The organism is Psychrobacter sp. FME6, assembly GCF_014861365.1.
GTDB lineage: Bacteria > Pseudomonadota > Gammaproteobacteria > Pseudomonadales > Moraxellaceae > Psychrobacter.
In genome coordinates this window covers 1-20,857 of record NZ_RRYW01000056.1, presented here as the reverse complement: position 1 = coordinate 20,857, position 20,857 = coordinate 1, and the positions used below count along the sequence as shown (strand labels likewise).

The 20,857-nt window shown below is 38.4% G+C and carries 15 protein-coding genes and 1 pseudogene; all 16 read right to left on the bottom strand.

The annotated features are described in order from the left end of the window. Positions 1-449: pseudogene (locus EI162_RS09225) on the bottom strand (RNA-guided endonuclease TnpB family protein); the annotation flags it as partial. Between the two features lie 201 nt (positions 450-650). Next, complete coding sequence (locus EI162_RS09220) at positions 651-2,108, bottom strand: capsule assembly Wzi family protein (protein WP_192524087.1); 1,458 nt, start codon at positions 2,106-2,108, stop codon at positions 651-653. A 36-nt stretch (positions 2,109-2,144) separates the two neighbouring features. Beyond that, complete coding sequence (locus EI162_RS09215) at positions 2,145-3,680, bottom strand: hybrid nucleoside-diphosphate sugar epimerase/sugar transferase (RefSeq protein WP_192524086.1); 1,536 nt, start codon at positions 3,678-3,680, stop codon at positions 2,145-2,147. Between the two features lie 24 nt (positions 3,681-3,704). Then, entirely contained in the window at positions 3,705-4,823 is a 1,119-nt protein-coding gene (locus EI162_RS09210) for a glycosyltransferase family 4 protein (protein WP_225736944.1), read from the bottom strand. A 27-nt stretch (positions 4,824-4,850) separates the two neighbouring features. Further along, a complete protein-coding gene (locus EI162_RS09205) occupies positions 4,851-5,816 on the bottom strand; it encodes a hypothetical protein (RefSeq protein WP_225736943.1) in 966 nt (321 codons plus the stop codon). A 208-nt stretch (positions 5,817-6,024) separates the two neighbouring features. Next, positions 6,025-7,374, bottom strand: a complete 1,350-nt coding sequence (locus EI162_RS09200) for a phenylacetate--CoA ligase family protein (RefSeq protein WP_192524084.1) — start codon at positions 7,372-7,374, stop codon at positions 6,025-6,027. Positions 7,375-7,383: 9 nt separating this feature from the next. After that, a complete protein-coding gene (locus EI162_RS09195) occupies positions 7,384-8,508 on the bottom strand; it encodes a glycosyltransferase (protein WP_192524083.1) in 1,125 nt (374 codons plus the stop codon). Position 8,509: 1 nt separating this feature from the next. Beyond that, positions 8,510-9,634 (bottom strand): ATP-grasp domain-containing protein, encoded by a 1,125-nt coding sequence (locus EI162_RS09190; protein ID WP_192524082.1) that lies wholly within the window; start codon positions 9,632-9,634, stop codon positions 8,510-8,512. A 64-nt stretch (positions 9,635-9,698) separates the two neighbouring features. After that, the gene (locus EI162_RS09185) at positions 9,699-10,769 is read right to left on the bottom strand and encodes an NAD/NADP octopine/nopaline dehydrogenase family protein (protein WP_192524081.1); all 1,071 of its coding nucleotides are present in this window, start codon (positions 10,767-10,769) and stop codon (positions 9,699-9,701) included. A 103-nt stretch (positions 10,770-10,872) separates the two neighbouring features. Then, positions 10,873-12,120 (bottom strand): oligosaccharide flippase family protein, encoded by a 1,248-nt coding sequence (locus tag EI162_RS09180; protein ID WP_192524080.1) that lies wholly within the window; start codon positions 12,118-12,120, stop codon positions 10,873-10,875. A 9-nt stretch (positions 12,121-12,129) separates the two neighbouring features. Further along, on the bottom strand, positions 12,130-13,164 hold the full coding sequence (locus EI162_RS09175; RefSeq protein ID WP_192524079.1) for an NAD-dependent epimerase/dehydratase family protein: 1,035 nt from the start codon (positions 13,162-13,164) through the stop codon (positions 12,130-12,132). Positions 13,165-13,194: 30 nt separating this feature from the next. Then, positions 13,195-14,472, bottom strand: coding sequence for a Vi polysaccharide biosynthesis UDP-N-acetylglucosamine C-6 dehydrogenase TviB (gene tviB, locus EI162_RS09170; RefSeq protein ID WP_192524078.1), 1,278 nt, complete (start codon positions 14,470-14,472; stop codon positions 13,195-13,197). A 76-nt stretch (positions 14,473-14,548) separates the two neighbouring features. Continuing rightward, positions 14,549-16,603 carry a polysaccharide biosynthesis protein gene (locus tag EI162_RS09165; protein ID WP_225736942.1) on the bottom strand — a complete coding sequence of 685 codons (2,055 nt, stop codon included), beginning with the start codon at positions 16,601-16,603 and terminating at the stop codon, positions 14,549-14,551. 75 nt (positions 16,604-16,678) lie between these two features. Then, entirely contained in the window at positions 16,679-18,886 is a 2,208-nt protein-coding gene (locus tag EI162_RS09160) for a polysaccharide biosynthesis tyrosine autokinase (RefSeq protein ID WP_192524077.1), read from the bottom strand. Positions 18,887-18,965: 79 nt separating this feature from the next. Further along, positions 18,966-19,397, bottom strand: coding sequence for a low molecular weight protein-tyrosine-phosphatase (locus EI162_RS09155; protein WP_192524076.1), 432 nt, complete (start codon positions 19,395-19,397; stop codon positions 18,966-18,968). Positions 19,398-19,423: 26 nt separating this feature from the next. Continuing rightward, on the bottom strand, positions 19,424-20,524 hold the full coding sequence (locus tag EI162_RS09150; protein WP_192524075.1) for a polysaccharide biosynthesis/export family protein: 1,101 nt from the start codon (positions 20,522-20,524) through the stop codon (positions 19,424-19,426). Between the last annotated feature and the right edge of the window lie 333 nt (positions 20,525-20,857).

Sequence of the window (20,857 nt, the reverse complement as noted above, 5' to 3'; positions counted from 1 at the left end):
AGAGCTAGGTTATAGCTGTCCCACACGTCAATGGTCAGCTTCTTGCCTTTGGCTAAGCTAAATTGAATGGTGGATTTTAGGGTTTTCTTTCCTGCCTTTTTAACCCCTAGATATTTTATCGCTGTTTTTTTAAACGGAATCCAACCAAGTGCTTTGTGTTTAGCATTAGGGCGGTTGGTACGCCAATTTAACTTGGCTTTTTTAAATTGTTTGCGACTTTTAGCATGGGTTTCAGTGATGGCTTGTAAGGTTTGGCTATGCAGATTTAGCAGCTCACCACTACCTTTTACATAAGTTGCAATATCATACGCTGAGAAAAAATGACCCGTGCGCTGCAAGTGCGTAAAACTCAAATCATTCACATAGTTCCACACAAAATTAACCGCACCAGCCAATTTGTTTAATTGGTTAGCGTGTTTATCTTTAATGCGTAACTTGAGTGTTTTCATGGTTTTATTGTGGCTCAGTCACCTTAGTAGTCAAGCAGAATTTAGTATTATTTATGCCTTACATCCATGCCCTAGAAGGACGTGGTTTTACGGCACTTTTTGATAAATACAGTAAAACAACCCATAAAAAATCGGCCTATTAGCAACCAATAGATCAGCTTCTAGGTTTTAAGCGTGTTAAACAGTCAAGCAAATTATACCCTAATAAGTTTGTAGCTCGATACCTACACCTACGCCGACATCAGTCGACTGGATATCTGAATCTACTGCCCAAATTCGGCTAGAGATAAGCGCTTGGGGATTGTATTGATGCTCCCAAGCGACATCGATACCAGTCAGTTTATCAGTCGTTGGAAATGCTTTATTGGCACTTTTATCCGCTTGGTTTACCTTGGCATGCTGCACTTTTGCATTGATAAAGTTACGGTTATCCAGCCATAATCGACCACCAACCGCGACACTCTCGGCATTGCCGCCAAGCGCATAACCTAATGGGTAGCCTTGCTGATAATAGCCATCAGTGTAGATAAAGTGCTCATAAGAACCACCGCGATCTACTTCACCACTACTACGAGTATCGGTATACTCAGCATAAAGCTGGTACGGCTTACCATAAGCATCCGCAGCATAATCAACGCCGGCTAGATACATATTTTTAGATGGCAAGCCGCCCGCTTCATCTTCACCAATATACGTAGCATAAACACCAGCAGGAACGTTAACCAATGGCGCTAAATTTAAGCGCGCATCAAAACCACCAAGTTGATTGGCAGGATCATCGGCCGCCTCAATACTATTAGTGGCTTCGTTATCTTTAGTACCTAAAACAGCATCAGCAAAAGAACTAAAGCTAGTTGGCCGACCTTCACCGCCCCACATAAAGGTACGAGAAGCACCGACTTCTAACCATGGCCATGGGCTAGCCGTCAGTCGTGCACCAAATAGCTTAGTATCTGGAACCGCCTCATAATCATCTAACTGACCAGCAAAGAGTTGATACTGCCAAGGTCCGACCCAAGAGAGATAGTTTGAAGTGGGTGCGCTTTGCTGATCACGCTGCATGGTAAAGCCAGTAACTGGTAGGCTGGCATCGCCTCGAATTAAGCTGCCATCATGTCCAGGCCCCCACCATGTTGGGATTTTACCAGCGATTAACCACTGATTGGCCGCAGTACCCGCAAGATACGAGCCCTCAAAGCTAACATCTGAGCCGTCATCGATGAGTTTATCGTTCTTTATGTTGGCTTGTAAATTAAACTCCCACTCCGCTTCGCTAAGTGATACGCCCACTGTCGCCTGTTGACCAGCAAGTTGATCATCACCAAATTTTTGTGGTAGCTGGTCTCGATCGGTTTGGATATGTAATGCTGCCGTCCCTTTCACTACTGAGTCACGATTCTGATCCAATCGTGTTTGTACTGACTGTAATATCTGCTGCTGCGCTGGTGTCTGGGCATTAGCGGTATTTACAGCACGTTTTATCTCGTTAGCCGTCAACGGCCAAGTACTGGTACTAATCTGCGTGACCCCTTGATTATTGAGCCAGTCTAGATCCGCTTTGAGCTTTAAATCATTCATATATAGGTTCTGCGCAGATGCTAACATCGACACGGTTGATAGCACACCAAAACCCAATAAAATGCTTAGCTTCTTGTACATGATAGATTACTTCCCATTACTAAAATTTATTAAGTTTTATTTAACTGCATCGCCACTGCCTTTACCTAAAGCAGTATTCAATATATAAGAAAAATAGTTTTTAAGAGTAATATTATCAATCATCTCTTTATCTTTTTTGGCTAAGCGTTCAGGTGTGGACATATCGACACCACTTAATTGAGCTAAACCGGTGATACCTGGTAAGACGTTATAGACTCCCATCTGCTCTCTGGCTTCGATAAGCTCATTTTGATTAAAAAGATTGGGTCTCGGACCTACCAAGCTCATTTCACCTTTTAATACATTAATCAGTTGTGGCAATTCATCGAGTTTGGTTTTACGCAATACTTTACCCAGTTTAGTGATTGAGCTGTTATCAGCTAAGTGACTAGCTACAGAAGCTGTGTCTACCTTCATGGTACGAAATTTTACTAGTCTAAAAGGCTTTTGATCTTTGCCAACACGTTCTTGAATAAATAAAGGTGAACCTGTATCAAAATAGCCAATAACGGTTGCACCAATTAATAGTGGTGACGCAACTACCAAACCTGTTGCTGAAAACATAATATCTAAAGGTCTTTGTAAAGTCATAGGTGTATGGCCGATTAAGTTTGACTTATAGAATTTGGCAGTTTTTTGAATAGACTCACTAGTAGAATATTTAGGATTCCAACCTAGTAAGTTTTTTGCTTTAGTAATATCAACTTGCAAAGAGCCTGATAGCCTTTGAGCTACGCCAGACTTACCAAGTGCACTTGCTGCCGTATTAATAAGTCTAGGTGGTATATTTACTGCTTTATTTTTAACGCCTAAACCTTTTGATATTTCTTTCAGTAAATCAGCTGTAGAAATATCATCGTCGTCAGATATTAGAAAGACTTCATTTTTAGCATTATCATGATCAATACAGGTCACAATAAAGTCGGTCAAATTATCTACTGAAACTAAGCTACGCAAGTTCTTTTTGATCCCACCTATAGGTAGAGGAACACCTTTATAAGTCCATTTCATTAATGAATGAAAGTTACCTTTAACATTTTCGCCATAAACCAAGGTAGGACGAATAATCACTACCTCTAACGATGTGGTCTCTGCTAATTTGAGCAGACCTTGCTCAGCTTCATATTTAGAAATACCGTAAGGATCAGTAGGATTGGGTTTAGAATCTTCGGTATAGGGTTTATCAAGCTCTGTTCCTTCTCCATTTACCTTGATTGAGCTAATAAATATAAAACGCTTCACTCCTGCTTCGACAGCTTGTCGAGCTAGATTCAAAGTTCCTTCTACATTAACCTTGCGAAATTCAGTTAAAGGATCAGCAGATGTATCATCCATCACATGCACGCGAGCAGCAGCATGAATGACAACATCAATATCTTCTAAAGCATCGTTCCAATCAGTGTTAGATTTCAAGTCATCAACTTTAACGATGCGTACAGCCTCTGACTGCTCATTGATGTTACGCACTGCAATCGTTAAATCATAGTTTCCATCTGCTACAATACGCTTTTGTATAGCACTGCCAACAAATCCAGTTGCACCAGTGAGAAGTAATGTATGTTTATTACTCATGGACAGATATCCTAAATCAAAATTTTAATTTGTTTGCTGATAAATAGACAGATGCTGCTCTATCACTTTTTCAATCGCAAACTCTCTCTCTGCTAGCTGACGTCCTGCAATACCCATTTCTACTCGAAGCTCAGTACCTGTCACCAGCTTTTCTATAGCATTCGCTAATGCCTGTGAGTTTTTAACTGGAACTAATAATCCCGTCTTGTTTTCTTCTATAGCATCACGGCAACCAGGTACATCTGTAGTGATCACAGCTCTGCCACATGCGGCAGCCTCAATCAAAACTTTGGGTAACCCTTCACGATAAGAAGGTAGCACCACAACATTAGAGTCTCTAAATACAGTAGACATATCCTTCTGATATCCCAAAACAACTAAATTGGGAATGGCTTTCCATTCTTCAATATTTTGCTCTGTGGCACTAGTGTTGTTACCTAGATCTAAATCTCCCACTATCTGATAATTGGCTACCACGCCTTTTTTATTCAGTAGTTTGATAGCCTCAATATATTCTGCTAATCCTTTATCGAAAAGTAGACGTGCGGCGAAGGTTACTACAGGAGTGCCCGTTAGGTTTTCGGGAAAGGCTTGGAAGGTAGATAAGTCTATACCTGAACCACGTATGAGTGTGGTTTGCTCAGCCTTGACAGCTTTTAGATCTATTAATAACTGCTTATCGTCAGGATTTTGGAGTATAACTGTGGTTTTGTTAGAGTGTAAAGCAAGACGGTATAAGCCTACTCCCGCCTTTCGCTTTAAGTCTGCTTTGACGCCTGTAGCTAAAAATAATGTCCCTAAACCAGATACGGCAGCCACTACTTTTTTAACCGATATAAAGCGAGAAGCTATACCGCCATATAGAACAGGCTTTATAGTCACTAAGTGCAAAACATCAGGTTCAACCTTATTTATAAGCTTCCAAATATCTAACAGACTGCTTAGCTCACTGGGTATGCTACTACCGTTACGCGATAATGATAGCTCGTGATGAATAAAACCCTTATCTAAGATCTCTTCAACAGCTTCTCCAGCTCTAGTAGCTACATGTACGGTATAACCGTATTCTTGTGCCGCTAAAGCAATGGGCAGACGATGGGATAAGAAAAACCAAGGCTCGTTAACTATATATAATATTTTCAAATTTATTCCTATTAAGCTTGTTTAAACTCACTTTTTATAAAAAAACACTCTTTTATTTGGAAATAGTTTTTCAACCTTACAGTCGGCACAGACAAATAAGACATACATCACAACAAAGGCATAACGATAACGCACTGCTGTACCATAGTTTGCTACTACTAATCCATAGACAGACATAGCTAGTCCCATAAACAATAGCCAAAACGCGAGTCTATCTGGACTTTTTCTCCAAGCTTGTCGAGTGATTAAAAACAAAATCCCCAATACAAATAAATTTTCAAATGATTGTATAAATTGCAAGGCGCTAGCTGCTTCCCAAGGTAAGGGTTTAGATAGAAAGTAGAAACCTGAAGTTAAACCTTGGTAAATAAAATCGCCTGCGCCTGATATGAGTTGAATATCATTTGGATCTCCCCCATCCTCAACAAACATAGATACTCTAAACTTATTAACTAAAGGCAAAGCGATAGGAGCAGATGCGAGCAACGATACTAGAGCAATAGCTCCAATAATTAATGCTTTAGTTAAACTCATGCCCTTCTTAGCAACATTAAATATAAAATACAGCAATACTATTGGGCCGACAATATAGAAATTCTGGAACTTAATAAGGTATATCGGTATTATACAAATAATACTTTTAAATATTTTAGATTCTCTTGCGTAAACAATAGCTAAAACCATAAAAAAAAATATTAAAGTTTCCCTGAGAGTCAAAGCTGTATATAAAGCCAAGCTAGGAAATAACAGGTAGAACCATAACGAGAAATTCGTGAATATATTCTTTGCATATAGTATAAAAAACAAAATCAGATAAAGAAAAGTATTATAGAATCCTAAACTTATAATAGAAACGGGAGCCGGGAATGGCAATACAGAAAGTAAAGCACTAGCTTGCAATGTATTTCCAGGATCTGATAACGCATCAATGAAACCTAATTCACCACTTCTTATAGCATTAACACCATACCAGTAACGAAATTGATCTGGCATATATTTAGCATCAAAAAGGACGTTATTTAAGAAAAACGGTAGCAAGCAATGTAACCCTAGCATAGCTTGAAAATTATAAGAAACTCTATACTTCTGCCCAAGTATTAGAATCAATAGCAAACATATAAATAGGCTAGGTAGATCAAATAACCTAGTCCCTATAAAACCATACTCGTAAATCCAATTCAAATCCGTCACTTATCTATCTCTATGGTTGAATATTGTTTTTAACAATTCTAAACTTCCCGCTTTTCTCTGTAGGTATATCTTCAACAATTTTTATTATAATTTCAATTTGAGGACCTAACCTTTCAACTAATGCTGCTATAAACTTAATTTTTTCAGAAGGGTTAAAGCTCTTACTAACTACTATCAATACCTGAACTTTCTCTAGAGTGCGCTGTATAACTTGAAACTTAATAATTCCATTGATGTTTTTAGTACTATTACTTATATTTCCTAAATTCACCTTACCATGGGTTGGAGAGAGAATATAATCAGTGGAGCGACCTTCAATTTTTTCGATTAAAGGAAAAATTGAACCGCAATGACATCTTTTATTTTGTTGTGCCTGTTTTATACGGTCACCAATGCGGTATCTTATAAGAGGAGTACCGTGGGTTATAAAAGATGTCACGAGTATTTCACCTTCTTGAGCAGGTTGCATATCTTCATCAACCACTTCAAATATTCCTGTAAGTGGGTGTATATGCATATTCCCAGCTTCACATTCTAAGATGAAAGGTGCTCCTTCGGAAGAAGCGTATTGATCAACTAACTTACAGCCCAGTACACGGTTGATGACTTCACGATGTTGAGGTAAAACTGTTTCAGCCGTAGGGAAAAAAATCTTTACTTTATGTGTAAGGTGAAGTCCTTTGCTATCCGCCATTTTACATATTTCATAAACACTTGATGGAAAGCCTACTATAAAACTAGGTTTAAAGTTATTAAGAGATTTCCAGTAAATCTCAAAATTCCTCTCATTAATATGAAAGGTTGAGTAAAAACGAATCTTATTTATAAAGTCGTAATGAGAACATAAACCTTTAGTTATATCTGCCTCGGATATAAGGTTTTTACCAGAAAACCAAGCTGTCTTTTCTCCCAGCTTATATCCATGCTGAGCTCGAAAGTGATCCAGTATTGCAAAACGTTCTTGTACATCACTTTTAGTATAGATAACTTTCATCGATGCACCAGTAGTACCACCAGTTAGACTAACTAGCCCATCTTTTTCCGCAACCGTCTTGATATCATGTAAGTAATTGATAATATCAGTTTTCTCTAAAATAGGTAATAATTCTAGGTTGTCAAACTCATACCTTTTATACCAGCTAGAGTGGCCTTTGACGTAATTAAAGAAATTATTTTTTTTAGCTTCAACTTCTCTCATAAGATCAGACTCACTTAGTGAGTCAGCTTGTGCATAATAATCTCTAAACTTTTTATAAGCGCCACCATGACGGATCTTATATTGGTAACTATTAAATAAACTAATAGCTGAGTTTTGAAGTAAGCGTGGTGCCTTCGAAAAAACTTTCTCTTTTATTGTCATAATTATTATCTACCTGATATATAAACTTTCAAACTGTGAAACAATTTTATCTATAGAGTAATTATTCACTATAGCTATTCTAGCTGCATTACCAATATCATTTGGATCACTCAGTGCTTTGTTGAGAACGTTTGTCTCTAAGGCAATTGCAATATCAGCGGAACTATTGGAGTCTATTCTAAAGCCATTATTTGAAAGAACGACCCACGCATCTCCCGCATCAGTGGCAAGACATACTTTTTCAGTTGCCATTGCCTCTCCCAACACATTTGGGAAACCTTCGGTGTAAGAACACAGACAAAATGCATCTATTGCATTGTAAAAAGAAGCAGTATCATCTATCTCACCTAGGAAAATAAAATTTTCATATAATGAGCTGTTTTTAAATAACTTAGAGATGGCAGGGTTGTTTAGATCCACATCACGCCCAGCTAACAACACTTTGAATTTATATCCTTTCTGTAAAAGCTTAATACAGGCTTTGATAAAATTTTCATGGTTTTTAACGGGATCAAAGCGACCGATATTTCCTATAACTAACTCATCGGACTTTATATTTAATTTACTTCTTAATCTAAGTCGCTGTATTTCATTCGGTTTAAATTTATTTATATCAAATCCATTAGGTATCACTAACATTTTACTTGCATCATATCCCCCTTGCTTTATATGCGTATCCATGGCGGTATTGGCAACACAAGCAATTTGACTAGGTATCGTATATGAAAGCTTTGCACATAGATTGACCATAGCTTGTCTTGAAAAACTTTTTTTAGTGTTCAGCTCAGTATTTCTTATACCCCAAATTATATTTTCAATACCCAAACTTCTAGCGGCTAATCCACCTAAAAGGTCTGCATGATACATCCAAGTTTGCACCACATCAGGCTTAATAAATTTTAGTAACTTCCTCAATTTTACTGAAGTATGAGGTATAGTTAAAGCCGATCTCATTCCAAGGCTATAAACCTTTATGCCTTGGCTTTGTAAATCAGCTCCAATAACTCCAAGGTCAGTCAATGAAATAACTACATGCTCAAACTCTCCTTTTTGGCTGCTATTTAAGACTAAGCGCTTGAGCATCAATTCAGCTCCGCCCACATTTAAGCCTATAATTACATGTACTATTTTCATATTAGAAACTTTTCTCTATTATATTTTTTAGGGTCAATTCTTGTACCCAGAACTTTCCTCCAACGAAATCATATTCATTTTTTGCTTTCCTAGTATATTTACCTGCGACATTATTTATAGATAACTGCTCACAGCTATCTACACCAATGAACACAGATGATTCGATAATTAAGAACTGTTTTATCTTTTCACTATAAACAAAATCAGTAGCTAGGAAACTTGAGCCAAAAGCTTTGTACACTTCATAAGCTAACTCTAAAGCTTCCGTAGGGATTTCTTTTTTCTGGTAATTACCTGCACCTGATGCTCTAAAATCCCCCTCATTTGGATAACGATAATATCCAAAGAGATCTTCTCCAACGCAAAGAATGCGGAGATCATAGGTCGCATCTTCTATAAACTCTTGAAAATAGACGTAGTCTTTTTGACTCATATATTTAAAATAAGTTTCTTTACCTTTATAAGAAAAGACTTGATCTATTAACTTTTTTGCATCTTTAATATTATCAATTTTATCTACACCATGAGAAGCGGAACCAGTAGATAGTTTAGAAATAATTGGAAACTTTGCTTTATTTATGTAATTCAGTGCATCTGATTTTGAATGGCTGATGAACGTGGGTATCGAAGGAAGATCATATAATTCGTATAAATAATTTGCTCTTATTTTATTTTCATATGACCATACTTCATCATAGCTAGGCAAACATTTCATACCCATTTTTTCTAAGACATAAATTTTACCTTCTGCGATCTCTTGTGTGGAAGGGTCAGAGTTTGTATGCCATATAATTAAGTCAAAGTCCTTTGCTTGCTCCATCCAGTCTGAAGACAGGGGGTCATAATATTTGTAAATAATATTATTATTCTTTAAAAATCTCTCGTATTTTGGATAATAATCTCTTTTCTTAGTTAGACCTATATCTGAGTAGCTATCTGATCCTTTGACTAGCCCTACTACTATGTCAGGTTTATTCTCTAAAATCACCTTTTCTGCTTGTTCGAGGTATTCATTGAGCTCGTCACAATTTATCAAATCATTTGTTGTTTTACTACGATATTTGGTATAGATTTTTTTAAGCACAAAGTTCGATAAAACGATATCTCTTAAGTACATATTTGACATATAAATTTCCAAACCCGTTATTAATCTAGGTAATTATTATTCGAAATCCTGAAACTATAGTTTTCTAACCTATTGTCTTCAGAAAAATAGCTTCATTAAGAGCTGTACCTTTATAAATATCAAAGACGCTTCTACCATTAGCTCGAAAATCTTCATTTAATAATGCTGATGATAGCGTGATAACAGAATCTGCAATAGGTGTTTCAATACCTAGTATGTCTCCAACAGATTGGAATAAAGAGAGCCCCATAGGAACATCTTCTAATAGATAACGATGTCTCAACTGGTTAGGCCCTTTATTACTATCTTCCGCAAAAGATCTAAATACATCCATAGAGTCTTGAGATAAGTCCACATCGTTTCGCCATTTAGCAGCATCAAAGTAACTTAGTTCATTACAGCCTAATGCTTGCAATATTAAGTTCTTTTCAGCATCAAATTTATTAATAACATTAATGATAGATGGCGTGAATGCTTCTTTGTACATCCAAAACTCACCTTCAGAATATTCAATTCTAGAAGCTGAAAGTAATACACCTATAGTATGAACAATCATATTTGGATTATGAAAAGCAATTTCAAAGGTATTACGTGCTTCTTTATCTATATGTATAAAATCTTTAGAGAATACAAATTTTTCTTCGTCAGAGAACCCATTAAAATAAGCAGACATACGACAGTTTTTAAAGTTTATATTAATATAGCTATTATCTATAATGCGGCCATTAAATAATGTTGTTTCAAACTCAACATACTTCACATTAGCTCGAGAATGTTTTTTGAAAATCAAAGAACTCCCATAGCTTGGCATTATACAGATAACTTGCTCGTCTTTAAGATAGCATCCTATAATTTTAGCAACGCTATCATGTTGTAGTGTAGTTGTGGTTACGAAAACTATATCCGCATCAGGAATAACTTCTTCAGGATTCTTGGTTATGTTATTTATATATACTTTTTCCTTATCGTTACCTCTATCTATTACTTCAAAGTAACCATCTGACTTAACTTTCTCGTAGTAATTACTGTTGTAATCAGATGTTTTTAAGAATGATATGTTATAGCCACGTTGTGCAAAATAGTATGCATGTATAAATCCCACGCCACCACATCCTACTATAGTTATGTTTTTCATATACCGTCTCCTAAAATAGATTCAATTAAATACTTTTAAAACTAAATTTAGTTTTTATAAAGCTTGTATAGTTTGTAATAAATTTATATCTTTAATATAAATATTAGTTACTTTGATGGTTGATAACCTTAAATGATAAAAATGCAAGTCCCCCCATCAAAAATTGTGCAAATGCAATATTCATAGCGCCGCCAATAATACCGAAATTACTGATTAGTGGATAGGAAGTAAGTAGGCCAACTATTGAGGCCCCAAAAGTAATTTTCATTACGATCTGATCATAACCTCTAGAGATTAGGTAATTCGTTGAGTAGATACTATATGTCGCTATAAAAACAATCCCAACTATTAATATATAAAATGAAATAGATGAATCTGTATTATTAATTCCTACCCATTCAAATATAGGTTTATGTACTAAGATTAGTAAAGCTGAGATAGCGACAAAGCCTATTATGTAAAGCTTGCTAAACACCCCAAACTTATCCTGCCTACGTACTAAGTATGGGAAAACCACGGTAGATACTACTGAGTTTAATACATTTAATAGATTTGTAATTTGCCTTACGGCACCGAATAGACCGGCAGCTTGTTTCCCTAGTAACATCCCTATTAAAAACGTAGTTGTATTATTGTAAAAATTGGGCATAAACTGGTTAATAAATAGTGGAAAACCAAGTTTCAGATTTTTAATAACTTTAGAAGGTTGTACTAAATAAAATTTTAATTTAAACTTGCGTATTACTAAGATATGCGACAGTATCGCTACAAATAAATAGCTTGATCCAAATAGAAAAGGATATAACCAATAGTCATCAGGAGACTTAATTAAAGAAAAGACCCCGATAGTAAAACCGCCCTTAATTATTACATCAAGGATAGTGATATAACCCATCTGCTCTATTCCGCGAAAAAACCATTCTGGAAACAAGGATTGGCCTATTAACATTAGGCAAATTAATAAGTAGACTGGTAAGTCTTCGCGAAACTGAGGAACAATAAAAATCAAAGGTATTATTATGCTTAAAGAGAATAACAATAAATAGAGCTTTGAGGTTTGTGTTTTACTATAGATAAAACCTAACTGTTCTCGACTTGCTCTATGTTTAGCAATTTCCCGAGTGGCTGACAGGTTAAAACCATAATCTGTTAAAGATTGAAAATATGCTACTAGTGACAGACCTAAAACAATCGCTCCATATTTCTCCAATCCCAACGTTTTGATTAAATAAGGTAGGGTTACGAAAGGTAATATAAGATTAATTAGCTTTAAAACACTAAGAGAGAAGAAATTCTTAATTAACCGATTAACATCAGTATTTTTTAGTAAGGAGCTAAATCTTTTAATCATGAGACGCAACTATTTTCTTGTTACCGACACTACATACCAAGGCATCGCTTTCTCAATACCTTGAATAATATCGAACTGTGGTGCATAGCCTAACGCTTTCTCTATCTTAGTAATATCAGCCTGACTATGACGTACATCCCCTTCTCTAAAGTCACGATATACAGCTTGTTTCGTGTAATCCACCCCATTAACTGTTAGATTCTCTTTCAGTGCCGTAAATAGAGTGTTCAGTGTAGTACGTCCACCCACTGCCACATTGTATACCTGATTTTTAGCTTCATCACTTGCTGTCGCGGCTAAAATATTGGCCTGTACTGCATTTTCAATGAAATTAAAGTCGCGGCTGGTATCACCATCACCATTGATGAATACTTCATCACCTGCGATCATAGCAGCTGTCCACTTGGGGATTACCGCTGCATAGGCACCATCTGGCGTTTGGCGTTTGCCAAAGATATTGAAGTAACGCAGTCCAATTGTCTTAAAGCCATAAGTACGTGAGAATACGTCTGCATACAGCTCATTGACATATTTAGTGACTGCATACGGTGATAATGGATTGCCAATAGCATCCTCGACTTTTGGCAATGCAGGATGATCGCCATAGGTTGAGCTACTCGCCGCATAGGTAAAGCTAGCGACCTGAGCATCACGAGCCGCTACCAGCATATTTAAGTAGCCTGAGATATTAGTATCATTGGTGTTAATCGGATCAGCGATAGAGCGTGGCACCGAGCCTAATGCTGCTTGATGCAATACATAATCAACATCAACACATGCAGTTTCACAGTCCTCTAGTTTGCGAATATCGCCTTCTATAAAGCTAAAGCGCTGCCACTGTTCTTCGCTTATCAAACCCTGTACTTCATCTAGATTATGCTGAAAGCCAGTTGCGAAGTTATCTAAGCCGACTACTTTTTGATTCAATAATAGTAGCGTTTCTAGTAAATTAGACCCTATAAAACCAGCCACCCCAGTAATCAGCCACGTTTTTGGTGACTTAATTAATGTTTCTTTAACTTTTTCATATGCAGTTGACGTCATAATATTTGTTTTCCGTATTGTTTTAACAACTTATAGGCGAATATCGGTAGCTTCTTTCGTAAAGGCATACTTTAAATCATAGAGGACGTGTTCATTCTTTCCAAACGCTCTAATTTGCTCTACACCCAGCTCGATAAACTCATTATGCGCAACTGCAAGGATGATGCCATCATAGTTATTAATCGCTGGCTTGCTGATAGGCGTAACGTTATACTCACGCTTCGCTTCTGCTTTATCTACCCAAGGATCATAGACGTCGACGTCGATATTGTATTCTTGTAGCTCATGGACGATATCGATAACCTTAGTATTACGCACATCAGGGCAGTTCTCTTTGAAGCTTAATCCCAGCACTAAAACTCTAGCACCTTCAACTTGAATGCGCTTTTTAATCATGGTTTTGACCAGCTGGGTCACCACATACTCACCCATGCTGTCATTCAAGCGACGTCCAGCTAATATAATCTCTGGATTATAACCAATCGCTTGGGCTTTATGAGTTAAGTAATAAGGGTCAACACCGATACAATGACCACCGACTAAACCCGGACGAAACGGTAAAAAGTTCCACTTGGTCCCTGCAGCTTCTAACACCGCTTGGGTATCGATACCCATTTTGTTAAAGATAACGGCGAGCTCATTAATCAAGGCAATATTGACATCCCGTTGGGTATTTTCAATCACTTTTGCCGCTTCCGCTACCTTAATAGAGGCCGCTTTATGAGTACCAGCGGTAATGATTAAGTTATAGACCTCATCAACGAATTCAGCTACTTCAGGCGTAGAGCCTGCGGTTACTTTTAAGATATTGGTAACGCGGTGCTCTTTATCACCCGGATTAATGCGCTCAGGACTATAGCCAGCGTAGAAGTCTTGGTTAAAGGTAAGTCCAGAGACTTTTTCTAATACAGGAATACAGACTTCTTCTGTGGCACCGGGATAAACGGTCGATTCATAAACCACAACATCGTCTTTTTTAAGTAGACTACCGATAGCTTCTGAGGCTTTAATCAAAGGGGTAAGGTCAGGTTGCTTATAATCATCAATAGGCGTTGGGACAGTGACGATAAAGAAATTACAGTCCTTGAGCTCATTGATATCCGAGCTATAGCTTAAGTGCGTCGCTTGTGCTAATTCATCATCGCTAACTTCTAAGGTATGATCCGTCCCAGTAATGAGTGCTGAGATACGCTCAGCATTAATATCAAAGCCGACTACTGAATGCTGTTTGCCAAACTCAACCGCCAGCGGCAGACCCACATAGCCAAGCCCGATGACTGCTATTTTTATATTGTTAAGATCTAACATAGTATTCCTTTATTAATTTAACTATTTCTTTAAAACATCATTGTTGATTTATACATTAGCCGTTATGCTGAAGCCGCTATGCAGATTCAGACTTTTCTTGAGGACTCTTTTGAGGGCTTTCTTGAAGATCGTCTTGTGGGGCGTCTTGAGTTTCTTCTTGAGAGCCGTCTTGACTGCCTTCTTGATAACCCTCTACAAAGTATTTGAACTGCTGCTTTAGCCAAGGAACATCAAACTGCTTCTGCTTTTCAGTAAACTCAAATAATACCGACTCAAGCTCATCTAACGGAAAGCTATGCTCTATGGCTTGCATGATTAATGGGTGATCGGTAGATTCGATATTATCTTCCCCGATGATTAACTCTTCATAGAGCTTTTCTCCTGCTCTAAGCCCAGTAAAGATAACCTCGATATCGCCATCTGGATGTGTGCTATCCTTAACATCAAAACCACTTAAATGAATCATTCGGTGCGCCAAATCAACGATTTTGACCGGCTCACCCATATTAAGCACAAACACTTCACCACCTGCGGCCATCGCCCCTGCTTGGATAACCAAGTTTGCCGCCTCTGGAATCGTCATAAAATAACGAGTCACATCGGGATGGGTCACGGTAATTGGCTTACCTTGGGCTATCTGCTTGGTAAATAACGGTACCACTGAGCCTGATGAACCTAGGACATTACCAAAACGCACCATACTGATAAGCGTATAATTGTTATTTGGATTGTTTTTTTGGCTTAAACTCTGACAGACCAATTCTGCTAAACGCTTAGAGGCCCCCATCACGTTGGTAGGTCTTACCGCCTTATCGGTAGAGATAAGTACAAAAGTCTCGACATGGGCTTTAATAGCCGCTTGCGCACAGTGATAGGTACCCTTGCTGTTGTTTATAACCCCTTCAAAAGGATTGTGCTCCACCATGGGCACATGTTTATAGGCCGCTGCGTGATAAACGGTCTGTATCTTATAGCGTTTAAATATTCTAAGAAGGTTGGATTCATTGGTGACGTTACCAATGACAGCGACAATCTCAATATTTTGATAAGCAGGGGTATTGGCTTGTTTTATCGTAAGCTCTTGATGAATGCTATAAAGCGCAAACTCAGACAGCTCATAAAGCACGATGCATTTTGGCTGGTTTTTGATCACTTGACGGCACAGCTCGCTACCGATAGAGCCGCCTGCACCTGTCACTAGCACGCATTTACCGCTAATATTTTTCTGTAATAAGTGTGTATCGGGTTCGACCGTCTGTCGATCTAATACATCTAAAATATCTACCTTGCGCATACTACTAACGGTTACTTTTTCGTCAGCGATCTCTTCTAGGCTTGGCAATTCTTTGATTTTTATAGCAATGCCAGATAAGCTGTCAATAATCTGTCTTTTTTGCGCGCGACTGATAGAAGGAATCGCTAAAAAAACCTGGGCGACATCGAGCTCTTCTACTAAGCTCATTAATTCTTGCGCAGGATAAATCTTTTTACCCAATAAATAACCACCAATGAGCTGTTGATCATCATCGACATACGCTACTACATTGTATTTATGCGAGTTCCTTAGACCCTCTAATAAGTCCTTACCCGCCTCACCTGCACCATAGATAACAACATTATCATAACCATCTTCATCCCTTAGGCGCTGCTGACCGTTACCGCGCCAACGCGTCAGTAGCTCACGGATGATCAGCCTGCTATTCCACAAGGCAATAAAAAAGAAGAACATAAATATGATCGGAACGGAGCGCGGTATGTCCTCTAAAGGGTTGAGGTAGATAACAATTTCATAAATAACAATAAGGACAAAGAATAGCTGCGCCACACTGCCCATGACGGTATCGAGAAAGCCTCTTGCCACCCCTTTATAGAAGCCGATAAAATACAAGCCAATAATAGGAAGCACCGCATAAGCCAACAATATCGCTGGACTAATCTCATGGGCGATATGACCATAGCGTAAAGACAAGGCTAAAAATAAACAGACAGCTGACATGATAAGGTCGGCAATAAGCAATACCATACGCTTGACAGCACGCGGAAGCGATAGGAAATACTCAGCGATATGTGCTAACCATCCATTGTTATCATTCAGCGATTGATAATCGCTTTTGGTTTTTGACTCTAGCAAGATGACCACCAATTACTTAAAGTATAAGATAAGATAAGATAAGACAAGACAATATAAGATAAAGCCGCAAAAAATTTACGACTGCTTATTTCCATAGGCATAGCTATAGTGATAACTATATTTGCTCATGAGGCCTTGTTGTACATCATTGAGGATAATACCATCTACCTGTACATTGGCTTTGTTCATCTGTTTGACGGCATATGCCACTTGCCCTTCTATCGACTGGTCGTAGCGCGTCACCATTAACACTTTATCAGCGTAATGCGACATAATCATCGCATCTGAAGCGGCTAATATGGGCGGTGAGTCAATGACAATATAATCGTAGTGCTCATTGAGCTCCGTCATCATTTGCTCAAACTTATCACCTGATAGCAGCGAGGATGGGTTGTGCGGATGCTGCCCACGTGGGATAAAATCAATATTATCCATAGTAGTCGGATGTATGACCGTTGTTAATGCTATCTGTTGCGCTAAATAATCCCCTAGCCCATTATCTTGAGTCATATTAAACATTTTATGCAGCTCACCTAAGCGCATATCCGCATCTATAATCAATACCTTCTTATCCAGTTGCGAGAATACCTCAGACAAGTTAGAAGATATAAAGGACTTACCCACCCCAGGACTCTCACCAGTAATCAAGATGACTTTAGCTCGTTGACCAACTTTGCCTACTGTTGTCATACCGAACATTAGATTGGTTCTTAAGCTCTTAATGGCCTCATAACTCAAACTATTGTTATCAGTATGAGCTAATAGACGATTTTGAGATTTTTTATTCTTACGTAACCGTGTCAGCAGTGCCGAGCGCGGAATAGTGGCAATGACTGGTATCCCAGTTTTCGCCTCAAGGCGCTCTGGGTCTTTAACCACGTTTCTAAGCATGTTTTTCAGTAGCACTAAAATTATCCCTAATAAGATACCTGTTAATGCAGATAAAAATACGATAAGTGGCTTTTTAGGAGCAATCGCTTGATAAGTACTAATAGGCAAATCAATGATACGCGCAAAACCAATTTGACCGGCTTTGACGATTTTGAGCTGTTCATAGTTTTTCAGTAGTGTTAGGTAAATCTCTCTATTGATACTGGTATCTTCTGATAGTTTTAAGAACTCTCTTTGAACCTCAGGCAGACCAGCAATAGTTTTATCAATCTCTTGCTTTTTACTGTTGAGTACTGCTAGCTGATCATCGATTTGTACTACTAACGGATGCTCGTCGGTATAGTAAGTGGTTAGATCTGCTTTTTTAAGCTTTAATTCATTAAGTTGTGTATCAATTTGCGAGTTTTTATTTAATAATATACCTGCTTCTTGACCAACATCGATAGTTCCAGACTTTTCACGAAACTCATTAAAAGTCTTTTCCGAAGCTTCTAGTTTCTGCTTTAGCGCTGGAATCTGAGTTTCCATAAAGGTCAGCGTTTTGGTGGTCTCTTCTGAGCCACGCGACTGGTTCTGATCAATATAGGAAAGGACGATTTGATTCAAGACATTGGTCACTTGCTGCTGGTTCTCACCAGTCATAGACAGCTCAATAATTCCGGTTTGTTTGCCTTTTTCTACTACCGATAACGCACTATTGATAGCGTCTGTCGTTGCTTTTAGTGATCGCTTACTGATATTGATTGGGTGGCTATCGCCAGTGAGCTCATTGACGGTGATGTGAATCTGACCATCAGTACCACGAAACTTATGGGCTTTACCAATTTGTCCCTTAAAGTCATCGAAGCCATCACTTAATACAAAGCCGGTTTCTGATTTAGTTAGGGTAAAAGTGCGATTAAGATAGGCACGTGATACATCGAACTGACTGACTTGTACGCGGCCTTTACCACTATCTAAAGACACTCCTTCCTGAGTATTAACTTGAGTATGGGTACTATCACTCTTTATCTTATCGATAGTGCCGAGGTTAGGATCGGTAAGCTTGATGCGTAGATGTAATAGCTTCACTACTGGCTCTAAAATCATACGCGATCTAATCAGCTCGGTTTCCGTTTGTGCTTTGCTAGCCTCTGAGCCAACCAAATCTGAGATGTTGCTCCCTAATGCCGAGATACCTTGATTGCTTTCTTCGATCTGTATTAGCGCGTCTGATTTGAATGTAGGATTGACATATCTACTATACAAGACCCCTATGATCAAACCCAACACAGCAAAGAAGACAATAATTTTCCAGCCACGCAAAATGGCAAACAGCAGCGCCATTAAATCGATTTCATCATCATCTTTTTCAACGGCATTTTTGGCTGTATTTTGTGAATCTGTATTCATAACTATAGGGTCATCATTTAAAGGTAGCCGTTTAATACTGGCTACTGTTTAATATTAGGTGTTGTTTAATATCGGATGCTTAGCTGATTTTATCAGCCCACTGTTCAAGGCCATCAACGATATCTTGATACGCCGTTTCAAACGCACTTATGTCATGCTTATAAGGGTCAGCAATATCTTTATCGCTCCAGTGACCAAGCTTAAAGGTTTTTCCACGACAAAATGGCCAGCGCTCTTCAATCCATTTAGTCTGGCCATCTGACATGGTGAAGATAAGATCTGCTTTTTTTGCCAAATCTTCATCAATTTGCTTGGCAACATGGTTATTAATATCAATCTGCTGCTGTGACATGATCTCTAGCGCCGCTGGGTCTGCAGAATGACCAACTAAAGCGCCAACTCCTGCAGAATTAATAGCCTTATTAGGAAAGCGCTGTTTTAACAGCGCTTCAGCCATTGGACTACGGCAGATATTGCCCACACAAACCACTAAAATATTATCAAATGCCATAACGATTAATACCTACTATTTATTACCTATAAGCGAGAAAGCGACCTTACTGCTGATGTGGACGGTAAGATAGAACTAATGACACGATTCCAACGCGTTAAGCCAGTTGGATCGACATACACTATATCGTTAGCATGCATCTCAAAACGGTTGGCAAGGGCAAAGCTGGTAATGGTCTGCATATCGACATAGTAAATATCGGTCGCTGCCGTATTCACATTATCACGCACCACATAAATTTTGGCCGCGTTGGCAGTATTGGCATTGAGACCTTTAGACTCGCCCAGTACTTGTGCCAGACTGATGCCCTGCTCTAGAATAGACACCGGCTCTACCTGCCCAAACTCACCCAAAACATAAATTTTATTTTGCTCTTGGCTATTGACGTGAATTGAATCGCCATCTTTTAGGTAGATTTGGTTGGCAGATGATCCCATCTCTCGCAGTGACTGTAAGCCGATATTGTAGCTTTTACCCTGACGGTTCAATACAATATTATTCGAGTCACCTATCTGTGACGCGCCGCCTGCCATAGAAATCCCGCCGTATAACGAGACAGGTACATCAGCAATAGCAAATTCGCCCGGCTGCTTCACTTCACCATCAATAAAGAACTTGTTGCCGCGATAGTTAACAATTTTCACCTGCGGATCTGAATATTTTAGATAACGTTGCAGTTGACTCTGCAAGTTAGCGGTAAATTGCGGTACGCTCAAGCCACTCGCTTGTATACGCCCAATAAGTGGAAATTGAACGAAACCTTGTTGATCAACAGGAAACCCTGAAGCATATGGATTACTACTACCCTCAGAGGCAGCAGGAGCTATATCAGGATAGCCTGTAAGGACAATACTTAAGATATCGCCTTTAGAAATACGATACTCTACTTGTCCTGAGGTTTTTATCAATTGCACCAAATCATTACTAGGGACCACTGCCTGCTTGGGTGGTAGCGTTGCTAGGCTGAGCGGCTGAATATTAAACTGCAAGCCACTTTCTGCGACAAAAGCCCCACTAGGTGGCAAATCACCCGACTGTAGACCTGAGTTGATACTTGTACATCCTGAAACCATGCTAGCAATTAGCAGGCACGATATACTTAATAACTTTGATGACTGATAGTGCATGTAAAAAAAGCCCTTATAAATCATAATAATATATATCAATCATTGATAGTAAACCGAAGTGATAGCCGTAAGAAATAGCCTTACTAGGCGCAAAAAAAACGTAGTATAACACAAAGGTCAAAGTGCATACCTTACTTAACATAAGTGAGATAATTTAGTACTTTAACGGTACGCAACAGATATTGATGTTTATATATAAATGTAGTAATTGTTTATAATAAAACAGCAGTATCTTATAATAAAATAGGGTGGTGTGTCAGAAAGTATGCTGAAGAAATAAAGGAGGGTGACAGCCAAAGCAAGATGATATATTTGAGGTTATGAAGACACAAA